The 17,061-nt window shown below is 42.3% G+C and carries 11 protein-coding genes; 9 read left to right on the top strand and 2 right to left on the bottom strand.

Annotated elements, in window-relative coordinates:
* Positions 1-103: 103 nt before the first annotated feature.
* The 9 genes from CHU_RS18830 to CHU_RS06080 all read left to right on the top strand — a co-directional run bounded on the left by CHU_RS18830 (position 104) and on the right by CHU_RS06080 (position 11,595).
* Positions 104-5,350 (top strand): glycosyl hydrolase family 8, encoded by a 5,247-nt coding sequence (locus CHU_RS18830; RefSeq protein ID WP_011584627.1) that lies wholly within the window; start codon positions 104-106, stop codon positions 5,348-5,350.
* A 193-nt stretch (positions 5,351-5,543) separates the two neighbouring features.
* A complete protein-coding gene (locus tag CHU_RS06045) occupies positions 5,544-6,089 on the top strand; it encodes a hypothetical protein (protein WP_011584628.1) in 546 nt (181 codons plus the stop codon).
* The gene (locus CHU_RS06050) at positions 6,065-6,655 is read left to right on the top strand and encodes a hypothetical protein (RefSeq protein ID WP_143144146.1); all 591 of its coding nucleotides are present in this window, start codon (positions 6,065-6,067) and stop codon (positions 6,653-6,655) included. Before CHU_RS06045 ends, CHU_RS06050 begins: the two co-directional genes overlap by 25 nt.
* Before the next feature lie 163 nt (positions 6,656-6,818).
* Positions 6,819-7,331: an inorganic diphosphatase gene (locus CHU_RS06055; protein WP_041932228.1), complete on the top strand. Its 513-nt coding sequence runs from the start codon at positions 6,819-6,821 to the stop codon at positions 7,329-7,331.
* 68 nt (positions 7,332-7,399) lie between these two features.
* Positions 7,400-7,684 carry a SemiSWEET family sugar transporter gene (locus CHU_RS06060; protein WP_011584631.1) on the top strand — a complete coding sequence of 95 codons (285 nt, stop codon included), beginning with the start codon at positions 7,400-7,402 and terminating at the stop codon, positions 7,682-7,684.
* Between the two features lie 100 nt (positions 7,685-7,784).
* Complete coding sequence (locus tag CHU_RS06065) at positions 7,785-8,570, top strand: mechanosensitive ion channel family protein (protein WP_011584632.1); 786 nt, start codon at positions 7,785-7,787, stop codon at positions 8,568-8,570.
* Between the two features lie 47 nt (positions 8,571-8,617).
* The gene (locus CHU_RS06070) at positions 8,618-9,775 is read left to right on the top strand and encodes a zinc-dependent alcohol dehydrogenase (RefSeq protein ID WP_011584633.1); all 1,158 of its coding nucleotides are present in this window, start codon (positions 8,618-8,620) and stop codon (positions 9,773-9,775) included.
* Positions 9,776-9,839: 64 nt separating this feature from the next.
* Positions 9,840-11,156: a Gfo/Idh/MocA family protein gene (locus CHU_RS06075; protein WP_011584634.1), complete on the top strand. Its 1,317-nt coding sequence runs from the start codon at positions 9,840-9,842 to the stop codon at positions 11,154-11,156.
* Between the two features lie 70 nt (positions 11,157-11,226).
* Positions 11,227-11,595 carry an STAS/SEC14 domain-containing protein gene (locus CHU_RS06080; RefSeq protein ID WP_011584635.1) on the top strand — a complete coding sequence of 123 codons (369 nt, stop codon included), beginning with the start codon at positions 11,227-11,229 and terminating at the stop codon, positions 11,593-11,595.
* Positions 11,596-11,673: 78 nt separating this feature from the next.
* Here the strand turns inward: CHU_RS06080 and CHU_RS06085 are convergent, their stop codons facing one another.
* Positions 11,674-12,837, bottom strand: a complete 1,164-nt coding sequence (locus tag CHU_RS06085) for an alpha/beta hydrolase (protein WP_041932229.1) — start codon at positions 12,835-12,837, stop codon at positions 11,674-11,676.
* 159 nt (positions 12,838-12,996) lie between these two features.
* Positions 12,997-16,776 carry a gliding motility-associated C-terminal domain-containing protein gene (locus CHU_RS06090; RefSeq protein WP_011584637.1) on the bottom strand — a complete coding sequence of 1,260 codons (3,780 nt, stop codon included), beginning with the start codon at positions 16,774-16,776 and terminating at the stop codon, positions 12,997-12,999.
* Positions 16,777-17,061 lie beyond the last annotated feature (285 nt).

The following is a 17,061-nucleotide window of genomic DNA, read 5'->3' on the forward strand; positions in this document are numbered from 1 at the left end:
CGTTCTTTTGTTTACTTTTTTTACGCCTGTGCGTAGTTCCTGAAAGTTTGATGTTTGCACGGAATCAATATAATTCTGTGCTGTAATATATAACCGTTATACTATGAAAAAATCTGTTTCTGTTTTTGTTGCCCTGTTTTGTTGTGCGTTTTTTTACGCAGTTTCATCGAAGGCTCAGATTCCAGCTGCATACCAGGTAGGTACATGGAAAAATTTTAAACCTGCCGCGGTAACGTACACATTTGATGATAACACCAGCAATCAGATTCCGGTTGCCATTCCATTATTAAATACCTACGGTTTTAAATCGACCATATTTGCTGTAACGCAGAGCATGAGCCCGAACTGGGCAAACATGAAAACGGCAGCCAATGCCGGACACGAGATCGGCAGTCATACTGTAACACATAATAACTTAAATGGCGCGGCTATATCTGCACAGGATACAGAGCTGAAGAATTCGCAGGCAACCATTAACAGTAATATCACTACGCAGAAATGTTATACGGTAGCGTATCCGAATTGTAATATCGGAGATGTATCAACCATTCAGAAATATTACATTGCGGGAAGAACATGCAGCGGTCAGATCATACCGAGTTCGCCGACTGATTTTTATAATTTAAGTTCAATCATATGCGGCAATACAGGTGTAAACACCGCCAATGATATGAATACACGTGTCAACAGCGCAAAAACTTCAGGCGGCTGGTGTGTGTTTTTAATACACGGCATTGATGGCGATGGCGGTTATTCGCCGCTTGCATCGAGCGTACTGAGCAGTCACCTTTCTTATGTGAATACCAATACAGCCGATTATTGGGTAGGCACATTCGGTAACGTAGCTAAATACATTAAAGAACGTAATGCCATGTCTATTGCAGAAACTACTGTAACAGCAGATTCCCTGAGAATGACGCCGACAGATAATCTGGACAATACCATTTATGATGCGGCTATAACTATCCGCCGTCAATTGCCTTCAGGCTGGACTGCCGCGCGTGTTATGCAGGCAGGTACAATTATTACTTCGACAATTGTTACGGTTAATACTGTTAAGTATGTACAGTTTGATGTGGTTCCGGATAAAGGTGTGTATACATTAGCGAATGCTGCTGTTACCAATCCGGGCTGTGCAACTGCTGCACCAACGGTTTCGCCGGTGTCATTTGTGCAGGGAGCTGCCGCAACGGCATTAACAGCTACCGGTACAGCATTAAAATGGTACGGTACAAATGCAACAGCCGGCACGGCCAGTACAACAGCACCAACACCATCTACGACTGCAGCCGGTTCAACAACCTATTATGTTTCACAGACGCTAAACGGATGCGAAGGTCCGAGGGCAGCACTTGTAGTAACCGTAACGGCTTCCGGTACAGGTAATACAAGCTGTAACGAAACAGGGCAGGGAGCATATTATACAGGCGTATACAGAAATATGTTCAAAGAATTGCTTAATAAGACAGATGCAGAAGTAAAAGCAAAGGTTGATGCTGCTTTTCAGCATTTCTTCTACGGCAGTTCCACTCAAAAACTATATTATGAAGTAGGTACTGATATGGCTTATATACAAGATATCGCTAACAATGATGTGCGTTCAGAAGGGATGTCTTATGGCCTTATGATCTGTGTGCAGCTTGATAAAAAGGCAGAGTTTGATAAATTATGGAAATGGACGAAGACTTATATGCAGCATAATTCAGGTAACCTGGATGGATTTTTCCGCTGGCAGTTAAATACAAACGGAGGCGTTATTGATAATAATCCTGCACCAGATGGTGAAGCTTATTTTATAACGGCATTGTTTTTTGCTGCTAACAGATGGGGTAATGGAACCGGTATTTACAATTACAGTGCAGAAGCTCAAGCTGTATTAAGTAAAGTGCAGAGTAAGACAGGTGCCGGAGGCATAAACAGCTTATTCAATACCAATTCCAAGCTGATTACTTTTGGACCGAATGGCGGATCGTATGATTTTACAGATCCTTCCTACAATCTGCCAGGGTTTTTTGAACTTTGGGGAAGATGGTCCACTTCAAATACTGCGTTCTGGCAACAGACACCTGCAGCGGCAAGAAAGCTGATCCGCGACGCTTCACATTCTACTTCGGGCCTTACAGCAGATTATTCTAACTTTGACGGTACGCCTAAAACAACATCATTCAACAGCGACAGTCACCGGTTTATGTACGATGCGTGGCGCACCATTATGAACCTGGGTATGGATTATCACTGGTTTAAGGTAGATGCCCAGCAGCCTGTTATCGCAGAGAGGTATCTGAACTTTTTTAAAAATCAAGGTTCGAATTATAAAAATCATTACGACTGGAACGGATCAAATGCCGGCGGAGATCATTCAACGGGCCTTGTAGCCTGTAATGCCGTAGCGTCTTTAGCTGTTACAAATACAACACTTACTACTCCGTTTGTACAGGAATTCTGGAGTACAGGCCTTCCTACCGGTACGTATAGATATTACGATGGTATGTTATACCTGCTTGGTATGTTAAACTGCTCCGGTAATTTCAAAGTATGGAAGCCTGAATGTCCGAATACCTGTGCGACACCTGCACCAACTGTTGCCGCAGCTGTTATTAATTACGACCTGAATGCTGCAGCTACAGCATTAACGGCAACGGGTACTGCTGTTAAATGGTATACGGTGGCAACAGGCGGTACTGCTTTAACAACAGCACCAACACCTTCCACTTCGGTTACCGGAACAATGGTATATTATGCCGCACAGACATTAAATGGCTGTGAAGGCCCACGTGTTTCTGTAACAGTTAACGTAGTAAACAATTATAAAATATATAAAGTAAGTGCTCCGGTAGCGGTAGACGGTACGGTAGACGAAGTATGGAACAATGTAAATGTGCTGCCTGCTGCCGCAACTAAATTGTTGTCAGGTACCGTTACAAACAGCGCAGACTTATCGGGTAATTTTAAAGCACTATGGGATGATACTTACCTGTATATACTTGCTGATATTACGGATGATGTAAAAATAAGCGAAAGTACAAATGCTTACGATGATGACGGCGTAGAAGTTTATATTGATATTAATAATGATAAAGCAACAACTTATAGCACAAATGATTTTCAATATACATTTGGCTGGAATAAAGGAACAACGGTGAGTGTATTGCCTGCAGGCCGCTCTGTGGCTGGCATTACCTATACCGCGGTTGCACGTACCGGTGGTTATATTATAGAGGCCCGTATTCCATGGGCAACGATACAGGGCACGCCTGCTGCCGGCCAGCTTGTGGGTATAGACTTTATGATCAATGATGATGATGATAACGGTGTACGGGATGGAAAGCTTTCCTGGAATGCTGCTACAGATAATGCATGGCAGGATCCTTCCTTATTCGGTACGGCAATTTTACAAGGCGCGGTACCGTGTACAACACCAGCGGCACCAACAGTTACCGCAACAGCGGCGTATTGCCAGAATGCACCTGCTACTGCATTGACGGCAACCGGTACCGGATTGAAATGGTATACAGCAGCAACAGGTGGTACATCTGCAGCTTCATTGACGCCGGAAACAGGAACTGTTGGCACAATAAATTATTATGTATCGCAAACAGTGAGCGGCTGTGAAAGTTCAAGAGCAGCGATTGCGGTAACGGTAAATGCCTTGCCGGCAGCAGTAATTACAACAGCAGGTGCAACCACATTCTGTGCAGGCGGTTCGGTAACACTTACATCAAGCACAGGTACTTCCTACGTATGGAAAAGAGGTACAACACAGGTAGGCACAACTGCAACCTATGCAGCAACGGAATCCGGTTCTTATACGGTAGAAGTTACGAATGCAAATACATGCAAAGCAACATCAGCCGCAACAACCGTAACGGTAAATGCAGCACCAGCGGCACCAACAGTGAGTGCAACCGCAGCGTATTGCCAGAATGCAGCAGCAGCTGCATTAACGGCAACCGGTACGGGATTGAAATGGTATACAGCATCAACGGGCGGCACAGCTGCTGCAACGCTGATACCGGAAACAGCAACCGTTGGTTTAACCAATTATTATGTATCGCAAACTGTAAGCGGATGTGAAAGTCCGAGAGCAGTGATTGCGGTAACGATAAATGCTTTACCGGCAGCAACAATCACAGCAGGTTCTGAAACGACATTCTGCGCAGGCGGTTCTGTTACACTTACAGCCAGTACAGGTACTTCTTATGTATGGAAGAATGGAAACACACCGGCAGGTACAGCTGCAACGTATGTAGCAGCTTCAGCCGGCTCTTATACGGTAGAGGTAACAAATACGAACAATTGTAAGGCTGTTTCAGCAGCTACCGTTGTGGCGATAAATTCCTTACCGTCCGCTCCGGCGGTAACGGCAACTGCAGCGTATTGTCAGCAGGCAACGGCTATTCCGTTGACAGCAACCGGAACTGCTTTGAAATGGTACGAAACAGCCAGCGGCGGAACTGCCCTGGCAAACACACCTATACCTTCAACAGCTGCAACAGGTAATACCAGCTATTATGTATCGCAGACAACAAACGGCTGTGAAAGTCCGCGCGCAATGATCACGGTAACAGTCAATGAATTGCCGGCAGCAACGATTACACCAACAGGTTCTACTGCTATTTTATCGGGAGGCAGTGTATTGTTAAATGCAAACACAGGTTCTGGCTTATCATATAAATGGTTTAGAGGAACAACTCCATTAAGCACGGCATCATCGTATGCCGCTACTTCAGCAGGCGATTATACCGTAGAGGTTACAAATGCGAATAACTGTAAAATGGTTTCTGCAGTAACTACTGTAACGGTAACAACCAATCAGCCTTCGGTTATTACGATCACATCGCCGGCAAACAACACAAATGTATCTTCTCCGGTTTTGATTACGGTAGATGTCTCTGATCCGGATGGTTCTATTGAACAGGTTGAATTCCTGGATGGTGATATCGTAATCGGAACAGCTGCATCAGAGCCATACAGCTTTACATGGAATGATCCGGGAACAGGATCACATACCATTACGGTGCGTGTTAAGGACAGCAACGGCGGTATTACTACTTCTTCTCCGGTGATCATCTTTACAGGAATTACAACAGGGATTTCATCCGGTAACAGCATGTACAGCAATGTATATCCTGTTCCGGCAAGAGATGAAGTAATTGTTGAAACGGATCTGGATCTTTCAGGAGCAACGGTTAAAGTTGTAAGTATTTTGGGTGAAGAAGTTTCTTTGCCGGTTGCTATCAATGGAACAGATGCAAAACTGAATGTAGCAGAACTGTCAGACGGAACATACATTCTGATTATCAATCAGCAGTCAAATGTTATCACAAAGAAAATCAGTATTATAAAATAAAAATCAAATACGTATTCTATACGATGAGCCTCAATCAGTTTTCTGATTGAGGCTTTATTTTTAAGGAAATTTTTGTATGCTGATTTTTTAAATAAAACATATGCAGGGTTGTAATTTCTTTTTCTCGCAAAGAAATCGTAAATACATAAAGAATTTCAGCAATTGCTGCTTTTTAACCCTTATCAATTAACCTATGAACCGATTTATACTTTCTATACTTGCTGTTTTTATGACGCATATTCTGGTTGCACAATCAGCAGACTCCTTAATGAATGAAATTCAGATCAAAGCCCGAGCGATAAACCAACAGCGTACTTCCTATGATTCGGTAGTTATAAGAAGCTGGGAAAAAACTCCGGAAGGTGTTTCTGTAGTGGGGTATATGGAAAAGAAAGACATCAGGCTGATCTTTGTGACCTGGACGATCGAAACAGGTAAAAAAGAAATGTATTACTATTTTTTTCAGGGAAAGCTGATCTATGCATTTCAGCGAAATTACGCATATAACAGACCTATCAGCTGGGATCAAAATAAAGCTCTCCAAAACGGGGATAAGGAATACTACGATCCGTTAAAAACAAAAATCAGCCGGACGCAATATTATTTTTCCAGAGAAAAGCTTTTTAAAACGATGGATGCAGACCAGGGTGAAATTATGGCAACACCTGAAATGAATCAGCTTACAGGAAAAGGATTGATTACAGATGCATACAAATGGAAAAGAGAACTGATCAAATGAAACATCACGGTATATTACTATTCGGTATCTTATTTGGTGCATGCAGCATAGATTCTCCATCTGAAGAAACGCATAAGCATACAGATTCGATTACTCAAAATAATAAAGAAGAAAATACCATTCAAATACAGAAAGAACAGAAACTGAAAAAATCGGATGTGGATTTTTTGTCTGTCTGCGATTCTCTGGAGATCTGGAAAGGGGCTATTCAAGGTGTACCGCAATCCGATTCAACAGGTATTTATGTTATGGCGCAATGTGCAAGCAATGTTCATTTTGATCTCATTGTATACAGCGAACAGGAACTGTCTCTTGACGAAGCTTCTGATCGTACGAAAGGTACTGTTAAGGCCGGCGTACAAGGTGCAACGTATTATGCCTTTAAAATTCCAAAACGTAAATCCATTAATCTGGAAGAAGAACTTGATACGTATGACTATTTTTTTCCGTGCGACGTGGATATATATAAGCGTTTTGAAGATGGCTGGTATCTGATTCAAACCAAACCCATTCAATCTGTAGAAGCATTAGGAAGGTTAAAACTGAATACTGTTTTTAATAAATAACAGTTTATTTTATACCTAACTATTTGTCCTGTAAAGAGCAGATCAATGTTCTCTTACAGGTTTTTTTATTTAACATGGCTTTTATATAAGCATAATACATTATTCTGTAATAAGAATAAATTTCTACGCGGGATATTCGTATTCAATTTTGATTATAACCGCTATGAAAGTAAGACATGCACAGCCATACAAAGGTGATATTATTCATGTTGTAGTAGAAACACCTCAATATTCTTTAGAAAAATATGCATACGATCGGGATTTAAAAGCATTCAGCCTTAAAAAAACCTTACCGGCGGGCAGTGCTTTTCCATTTGATTTCGGATTTGTGCCAAATACCTTATGCGATGACGGAGATCCGGTTGATGCGTTGGTCTTAGTAGAAGGGGAGACATATCCGGGATGTATCCTGGCTGCACGTTTAGTGGGTGTGCTTGAAGCGGTTGAAGCAGATAAAAATAATAAGCAGGTACGCAACGACCGGTTAATAGCTGTTTCTGTTGAATCGCAGCTATATAAAAATATAACGGATGTTAAAGAGCTGGATAAAAAAATGATTCATTCTATAGAAGATTTTTTTACCAGTTATAACAAACAGGAAGGCAGAACATTTAAGCCATTGAAATGGAACAATGCAAAAGCAGCCCATAAAAAAGTGCTCACCTGCAAAGAGTAAAATCAGCATACACCTGTAAATAGATTTATTTGCCGGAATTAACGGGGTGTTATTAATTACGGTTGCATATGGATTGGATTGTTGTTACAGGAGTTTGTGCAAGTATGTGCACCGCACTTTCGTTGCTGCCGCAACTGATAAAAGTCTTGCGTACCAAAAAAGCAGAAGATGTTTCGTATCTCATGCTGGCAGTGCTGTTTACAGGAGGTATTTTATGGATTGTTTATGGTGTAATGCGTGAAGACTGGATCATCATTGGTTCTAATACTATTTCTGTTCTTATTAATATAATCAGTTGCTGGGCCAGCATAAAATACCGGCCTAAAGATAAAATGATTAAAGAATTAATGTGATGCACCGGTTTCCTGCAATATTGATTCCTGCAAATTTTACAGCAACACTGGTTTTACGTATTTATGTAAATTCTGGATATAATATTTAAGTTAAAATAAAATGAATATACACGTAGATTTTGATGAGATTTTTCAACGCGCTGTTGATTGGATAATAAGTAATGGCCCGCGCATTGTTTTTGCTTTTGTACTGTTATTTATTGGTTTCTGGCTTATTAGAATGATTAAGAAATGGCTTAAGCGTACATTGCAAAAACGCCAAGTTCATTCTTCTCTGGAACCCTTTATTCAGAGCCTTGTTATTGCTGTGTTACATGTATTGCTGTTCTTATTTGTTATGCAGATGCTTGGTATACAGATGACCTTGTTTGCTGCAGCCCTTGCATCCTTTGGTGTAGCCATTGGTCTTGCGTTGTCGGGCACACTGCAGAATTTTGCAGGAGGTATCCTGATATTATTATTAAAGCCGTTTAAAGTAGGTGATAACATTGTTGCACAGGGACAGGATGGGATCGTAGAATCCATTCAGATTTTTTTTACCGTCATTACCACCTTTGATAATAAAACAGTTGTTATACCAAATAGTAAATTATCAAATGAAATTATAGTGAACATGAGTCAGCAGGGTAACCGCCGTCTGGATCTGCTGATGAAGTTTCCCTATACAGCTGATGTCACTAAGGTACAGGAAGTGATTGCGCATTCCATTAAAGATTCTACAGATATTCTGGAAGATCCCAAACCGAATATTGGTATTTCTTCTTTGGATATAGATGGCTTTGTGATTGTTGTTGAATTGTGGGTGAATGCGTTGTCTTATTACAATGTTAAAAATACTGTACAGAAGCGTATTCTGTTAGATCTTAAAGAAGCATCCCTGAAATAGTAAAAATGAAGTATTAAATAATCTTTCAACCAGCTAAACATACAACAATGAAAGCAGCCGTATTTCATAAACCGGGTCATATCTCCGTAGATACAGTAGAAGATCCTAAAATAGAAAAGAGTGATGATATCATTCTTAAAGTAACGTCAACGGCTATCTGTGGCTCTGATCTTCATATTTACGATGGCTTTTTTCCGCAAGCACGTCCGCTGATTATGGGCCATGAATTTATGGGCATTGTAGAAGAAGTAGGTAATGCGGTTACACATTTAAAAGCAGGTGACCGTATTGTTGTTCCTTTTCCGATTGCCTGCGGACATTGCTATTTCTGTAACCATGACATGCAGCCTAATTGTGAACACAGCAATCCCGAACATTACGGCCCCGAAGGAGATGTATTAAGCGGGAAAGGCGGTGGTTTGTTTGGTTATACAGATCTTTACGGCGGATATGCCGGAGGGCAGGCTCAATACGTACGTGTTCCGTATGCGGATTATTCGCCACGATTGGTGCCGGAATCGCTCAGCGATGAACAGGTTCTTTTTCTTACGGATATCTTTCCTACAGGTTGGTCAGCAATTGATTGGGCACAGTTAAAAGGAGGTGAAACAGTAGCAATCTTTGGTTCAGGGCCGGTAGGACTGATGGCTCAAAAGGCAGCCTGGTTAAAGGGGGCAGGCCGGGTTATTGCGATTGATCCGTTGAATTACCGTTTAGCTAAAGCTAAAATGGTTAATAATGTAGAAACGCTGAATCCACATGAAGTTGATGTAATTGAGGCAATCCGCGCAATGACAAATGGACGAGGTGCAGATGTATGCGTAGACGCAGTTGGAGTTGAGGCTGAACGGACGTTTTTTGATAAAGTAAAAGCGGTTGTCCGTTTTGAAAAAGGAACAGATAAAGTGCTTGAAAATTGTTTTAAAGCTGTACGCAGAGGTGGTACTGTTACAGTAGTTGGCGTATATGGAACACCCTATGATAATTTCCCTCTGCATACCATGTTTGATAAAGGACTTACAGTAAGACTGGGACAAGCTCCGGTACAAAAATATATTGATCATTTATTTACCCTTGTGCAAAATGAGAAAGTGGTATTAAATGATATTGTTACACACGTACTCCCTTTGTCACATGCATCCCATGCTTATGACATCTTTAAAAATAAACAGGAAGATTGCGTTAAGGTAATTTTAAAGCCTTAGTCAACATAAATTCTTAAAGCATAAATGTTACAGCATTTCTTTTAAAATAACAAATCAATCAGCTATGTCACAATCCATTTTAGAAACACTTGAAACACCGGTTGAGCGGCGTCATTTTCTTTTTCGTTCTACACAAACTGTTTTATCCGTTGCGTTACTTGGGGGAGTAGCATCGTATGGCGCGGACGCTTCAGGAACGATTGCCTCACACGATGCATTAACCAGTACCGGTCCTGAAAACGATATTACACTTCCTCCGCTTGATGCAAAAACAGAACAGGATAAAGGACCGCTACCTAATCCGCATCCGGTTGATCAGCGCATTGGGTATGCTATTGTAGGTCTGGGTCATCTTGCCTTGGAAGAAGTTCTGCCCGCATTCGGTGCATGCAAAAAATCCAAAGTGGTGGCACTTGTTAGCGGCGATAAAAAGAAGGCACTGATTGTTGCAAAACAGTACGGTGTTTCTGAAAAAAATATTTATGATTATGAGAATTTCGATTCCATTAAAAATAATAAACAGGTAGATGTTGTTTACATCATTTTACCCAACGGCCAGCATGCAGAATTTACGATCCGTGCTGCTAAAGCCGGCAAACATGTATTGTGTGAAAAGCCAATGGCGAATTCTGTTGCGGAATGCGAACAAATGATTAAAGCATGTGAAGAAGCAAACCGCAAGTTAATGATTGCTTACCGGGTGCAATATGAACCGAATAATACAGAAATTAAAAAACTTGTACGCGAACAGAAATATGGAAAGGTAACGAACATTGTTTCTGTTAATAGCCAGAATATTGGTGATCCGAAGCAGTGGCGTTTGAATAAAAAACTTGCCGGTGGCGGAAGCCTGCCGGATGTTGGTATTTATTGTCTGAACACGATCCGCTTTCTGACAGGAGAAGAACCTACGGAAGTATATGCACAGATCAGTACCGATACATCAGATCCGCGGTTTAAAGAAGTAGAGGATATGGTAAATTTTCAGCTTACTTTCCCAGGAGGTGTAAGAGCTATGTGCAGTACCAGCTACAGCCAGCATCAATCGCGTAATTACAGAGTATACGCAGAACGTGCTTTCTTTGGAATGGACCCTGCGTTCTCCTATGGAGGACTACAGATGTACCGATCCTTTGCAGATGAGGATGCGGAAATTTATGAAACACCAAAACGGATGCCTAAAAATCAGTTTGCATTAGAAATGGATCATTTGGCCGACTGCATCCGTCAGAATAAAAAACCATATACACCCGGGGAAGAAGGTTTGCAGGATATGAAAATCATTGAAGCCATTTATTTATCTGCCAGACAGAATAAACCTGTCAGTTTAGAAAAGCTGGAAGGCAAAGATTTATTCAGAGGTCCTGAACCGCAGAAATAACAAGGTCTGAGAAATCTTTTAATCAATAATAATTTATACACTTAATTTATTCAACTAAACCAATACTGCTATGATCACACAAATTCAAAATTTACCCGCCAATATGGTAGGATTTAAAGCAACAAACGAAGTTACCCAGGAAGATTTTACCAATAAGGTTATTCCTACAGTAAAAGAACTGGTAGAAAAAACAGATACGCTTAATTACATGCTTGTATTGGATACGTCTGTAAAAGATTTTACAGCAGGTGCCTGGTTTAAAGATGCTGTACTTGGCGTTAAAAATCTTACAAAATGGAATCGTGCCGCAATCGTATCAGATGAGAAAGGCGTGAAAACATTTACCGATGTATTCAGTGTACTGGTACCGGGAGAATTCAAAGTGTTTGAACACAAAGACCAGCAGAAAGCTATTGATTGGGTGTCGGGCTTGAACTGAATTTAAACACATCACAAAAGAAAGGCCGGTTAGCTAACACTAACCGGCCTTTCTTTTTTAATACTATTTGCTGACGGTTTATTTGTCGAATGCAGCTTTGATTTTTTTTACAGCCAGTGCCTGTGCATCTTTAGCCTGCGGAATAACTGCAGCCATACCAAAGAATTCATGTGTTACACCTTTGTATAACTCATATTGAGAATCAACCTTTGCGTCTTTCAATTTCTTATTCAGCAATTCTCCTTCAGACTGCAACGGATCAATTTCTGCACCAATGATCAGTGTTGGTGGCAAGCCGTTCAGATTAGCACGTACTACACTGATGCGCGGGTCTTCAGATTGCTTAGGTGTGTTCAGGTAATTTTTAACAAACCATTCCATCATTGGTTTATTCAATGGTTTTGCTGCCGCATACGTAACATAGCTTTCAGCATTCAGGTCATTATTTACAACCGGGTAAATCAATACTTCATACAGCGGCATCTGAATTTTTTTATCACGTGCCAGGATGCTTACATTAATAGCAATATTGCCGCCTGCGCTTTCACCCACTAATGCAATCTTTGAAGCATCTGCATTAAGAGAAGCAGCATTTTTGATGATCCATTTATAGGCATCAAAGCATACATTATGTGCAGCAGGGAATTTATGTTCCGGACCTTTTGGGTATTCTACCGATACAACAACGGCTCCAGACTGTTCACATAAGCTTTGTGCGCTTGCACCGTATGCATCCAGATCAGCAATTACAAAACCGCCGCCATGGTAATAAACAATTACCGGATAAGGAGCAGTGCCTTGCTTAGGCGTATAAATGCGAATGGTTGTTGTACCTCCGGTAACAGGTATCTGCTTGTTTACGGTATCACACAATGCAGGAGGCATCGTCATGTCATAATCTTTCATTACAGCTAGTACAGCGTCTGCAGGAGTAGGTTGCTGGCGTGCTTCTTTTGCATCAAGCGTTTCGATTGGTTTTCCGCCGAGGCTTTTAAGTTTTTCAATGACAACAAGCATTTCCGGTGTCATGGACTTGCCCCATTCAGGTGCTTCACCTGCTGGTTTCAGATCCTTCTTTTTGTTTTCCTTAACAATACTGTCTTTGGTTTCTTTCTGAATAACTTCAGTAGTTGTCTTTTTTTCAGCATGTTCGGAGCAACTTAAAATGCTGAACATAAATATGCCTGCAACAGATGCTGCAACAATTCTTTTCGATTGTAACTGTGTAAATAGTGTTTTCATTTTCAGTAAAAATTTATAGGTTAATGCCTGTAAATGTCTGCATAGTTTTGAATACGTGCCTTACATGCTTTAGTGAAATCGTTGCGTCATTTGCATGACATAATCGGGTGGGAATTTATCACACGCATTAACGTATTTATCCGATCCCGGATTGAATTTCTATCGAACCAATTGTATATATCCGGTATAAGGTTCCGGATAAGCAGTGCTTTTGAGATCGATGATGTAAAAATATGTTCCGTCCGGTAACGCTTCTCCGTTTCTGTAATTCGTTCCGTTCCATTGAAAAGCACCGTTCCCGGCTTTCCATACAATATTTCCCCAGCGGTTGTATATGGTACAGATTGCATTGGGATAATTTTCAATACGTTCGATGATCCAAGTGTCATTGGTGCCATCGCCATTCGGTGTAATGACATTTGGTACACCGATTGGGTCTTCAACGGTGATGGTAACAATGCTTACCGCACTGCACGTGCCTGTTACATCGGTTGCTTTAAGTGTATAGGTAATGGTACTGACAATCATTGCATCCGGATTTAATATATTCGCATTACTTAAACGTGTTGACGGTATCCATACATAATTTACCGAGCCGATAACCCTTCCCTGTAACTGAATGATGCTGTTTTTTTGTACGGTCGTATCAGTGCCTGCATATGCAGCGGGTGTCACAGCCACATCAACCCGCACCAGATTAGAGGAATCCTGACTGCAGCTGGAAATTGCTACACGTTTGTACCAGATAGAATCGTTTAAGCCGGGTGTTATATACTCTTTTGCGGTTGAAACCCCGGGAGCATCAAACCACGAAGCACCTTTGGTAATCGAAGCGATCCATTTGTACTGTATATTATTTCCTGTGGCAGTTGTCAATTCTTTTATCCTGATGGATGAACCCGAGCAGACTGCAGTATCTTTGCCAATAGTACCGGGTGTAAATGGTGCAGATACATTTAATACAACAGATGTTGTGTAGGCCTGGTCACATGTGCCCGGGCCCATGATTACACGTCTGCGGTAATAGGTGGTATCTTGCAGCGGATTTGTTTCGCTGTAATTTATTGCTGTTGCGCCAGGTATATCCGTCCAGTTTATGTTATCCGCTGATTGCTGCCATTGATACAGTTCTGACCCGTTGCCACCCGTTCCTCCAGCAGCAGAACCAGTACTGAGAAGCGGTTGGGGCGGAATGGTATTGTAACAGATAGTTCCGTTAGCAGACGTGATACTCCCCGGTATTACGCCGCTTGTTGTGATAACGGAGACTGTATCGCTGTATACAACGCCACAATTGCCGGACCTGTCTGCCCGTCTGAAATAGATGGAAGAAGAAATCGCGGGAGGTTGATACGTAATAGCTGTTGCACCTGCTATATCCGTAAATGCGGACAGGTCTGAAGATGATTGCCATTGGTGGGCATAGCTTCCGGTGCCGCCGCTATTGGCAAGAAGTTCCGTAAAAGGCAAGATCGTGCTTCCGGTGCAGATCAGCGTATCGCTGCCAATCCGTGCCGGTGTAACGGGATCATATACAACAATGGTAATGGGTTGTGAACGTTCCGAACACAGGCTGGCAGGGCTTGCCGCGCCATCCTGTACAACCAGCTCATAGCGGCCGCTGTCAGCAGCTGTAACGGCATTCACGATCAGATCCTGATACATTGCTGACGGGCCCTGCACAGTTACGGTGCCGAGCGTGTTGGTTCGTACCCATGAATATACATAACCAAACGTAGGAGGCACAGCAGGGAACGTAATTACATCTTTTTGCAAGATGAGTGTTGTACCCGCGCATAACTGATCGCTGCTGCCGGCTGCAACTTTAATGGAAACAGCGTCTGGCTTACTGCAGTTGATGGCAACACAATTGTCCTGTACAACAATATGAAGGGATATAGAATCGAAACAGGTTGCAGCACCGTAACCATCCCGCACGATCAGATAATACGTGCCCGAATCGTCTTCCGCTACTGCACGGCTGGTTAACGGATAATCCGTATATGCGCCGGCAGAAGTTAAAACAGTTGTACCGATTGTCTGCTGTACTTTTTTCCATGTAAAAACATAGCCACCATTTAAAGAAGCCTTTCCCGCAGTTATACTATCCAGATAGCCTTTAAGCTGAAACTGTTCATTAAAATTTTTGCATAGGGTGTCGTTCACAAGCGGATGAATACTGTCTAATATCGGTTTGTTGTTTACCCGTACCTTAAGAAAATTGGTTTTGACCGCAGGGCAATATGATACGGAATCTTTGCGTACATAATAGTTTGTTTGCACGGGTGTTCCCGGATCATAACTGATACCCGATGAAGCAGAAGCGATCTTTATAAGTGCCGGAACACCTGTTGTGTCTTTGGTTGTATACCATTGATAGGATAACTGGCCGCTAACACCGCTTCCCGGACGCACTTCTGTAAGCGGTGTTGCGGAAGCAGACAGGCAAAATTCCTGATTGGATTGTATGAGCGCTTTTGTATCCGGCGCTTTATTTATATGAATTTTTATCTGAACAGAATCTTTACATTTTTTTGCGGACATACCGTCTTGTGTAATTAAAATATATGTGCCTGAGTCGGAGAGGAAAGCCGCCATAGCAACAGACGGATAATGAGTCATGGAAGAACCTGCTGCAACTGCTGTAGAACTTGTAGCTGGCTCCTGAATTTTTTTCCAGGTAAAATAATAGCCGCCGTTTAATGACGCAGGAACGGGTATTGCCATATGCGGAATCAACTGAAAGGATTCTCCGGTACATAATGTATCACGCAGCAGAGAAGTTATCGGGTCGAGCTTCAGTGTGTTATTTACTCGTATGGTTACTGCATTTGTCGGTACTGATGCACAGGCCCCGGAAGAATCGATTCTTCTGTAATAAAAGGTACCTGTTGCTGAGGCAGGTGTATAGCCGGCAGCTGTGCTACTGTAGGCCTGTACCGTTACCCATGGACCGGAAGCCGATGTGTTTGAACGCTGCCATGTATAATATTTTACGCTTGTGCCGCCTGTACTTGCAGTGCCTGTCAGAGCAGAAGCTGCGGTACCCAGGCAGATTTCCTGATCAGAGCTGATGATGCCGGCTACAGGTGCTGCATCCAGGATAATGGTAACGCTTGCTTCCTGGTAGCAGGCTGCTGTACTGTTGTTGCCATCTTCTACCCGTAAGGTATACATGCCTGCATCCGCAGCGGTTGTTACCGGTTTTGTAAACGGCGTGTATGTGCTGCTGGCGGGTGCAATGGCAGTGCCGTTCAGGTACCAGGTATAGTAATAATTTGTGTTCGCCGGACTTACAACCGCAGATATGCTGAGCGGACTTCCAAGGCAGTAATGTGTGGCAGCAGCAGGTGTTAGTGTAATGCCGGCAGGTGCTGTACAGGTTGGCGCATTATAAATAAATGAAATGTCGTCGTAGTAACCGTCGTTATCGCTGCTTGAAACACGTACACTGATCAGCCGGATGCGGACCGTACGTGTTCCGATTGGTGCATTACGTGTATCTGTATTGTTTGTCCATACAGAAAACACCGCACTTCCGGTATCGTACGTTTCCAGTACATTTCCTGAAACGTCGAGGTATTCAACAATGATCTGGGAACGATCCATGTCGTTACTGAATGGAGAGGTATTGCGGTATCCTCTGCGCCAGCCTGAAAACGTATAGCTTGCAGTTCCTGCATCAATGCGTGCAGCATTGGCTGATACGTCTATATCCTGATACAGTTCGGAAGTTGCATTCACGGTATTTTCCGGATAAAAATGATACGAACCGCTGTGGGGTGGACGTTGGGCATCAATGGCCCAGTGATCGCCGGCTGTTTTTTGTGTCCAGCCCGTAGTAGTAGGAAGTTCAGCACCACCATTGATAACAAGTTCCTGAGCGATTGAGACTTGTAATCCAAGAAGCAGAAACAGTAACGGAACGAAGAATTTCATTGCAGAAATAAATGTATGATAGATATATATACTTCCGGGCAGCATATTAGTAACACGTATGTGTATATTTTTTTTGATGATACAAGTGCCGGTATTCGTGCTGACAGGTTATTGACGATGGATGTGTGTTTCCGTTCATGCGTGTATTTGTCTATAATCAGCAAGGTTCAGGTCAATCCGGCATGTGTTAATAAGATACTGAAAAGTATCTGAAATAGCTATCCGGTATCTTGTGTTTGATATAATTCATCTTCTTTATCTCAATAAAAACAAGTAACTTATATA

Origin of the sequence: Cytophaga hutchinsonii ATCC 33406, from assembly GCF_000014145.1 — a bacterium.
In the GTDB taxonomy this organism is placed as follows: domain Bacteria; phylum Bacteroidota; class Bacteroidia; order Cytophagales; family Cytophagaceae; genus Cytophaga; species Cytophaga hutchinsonii.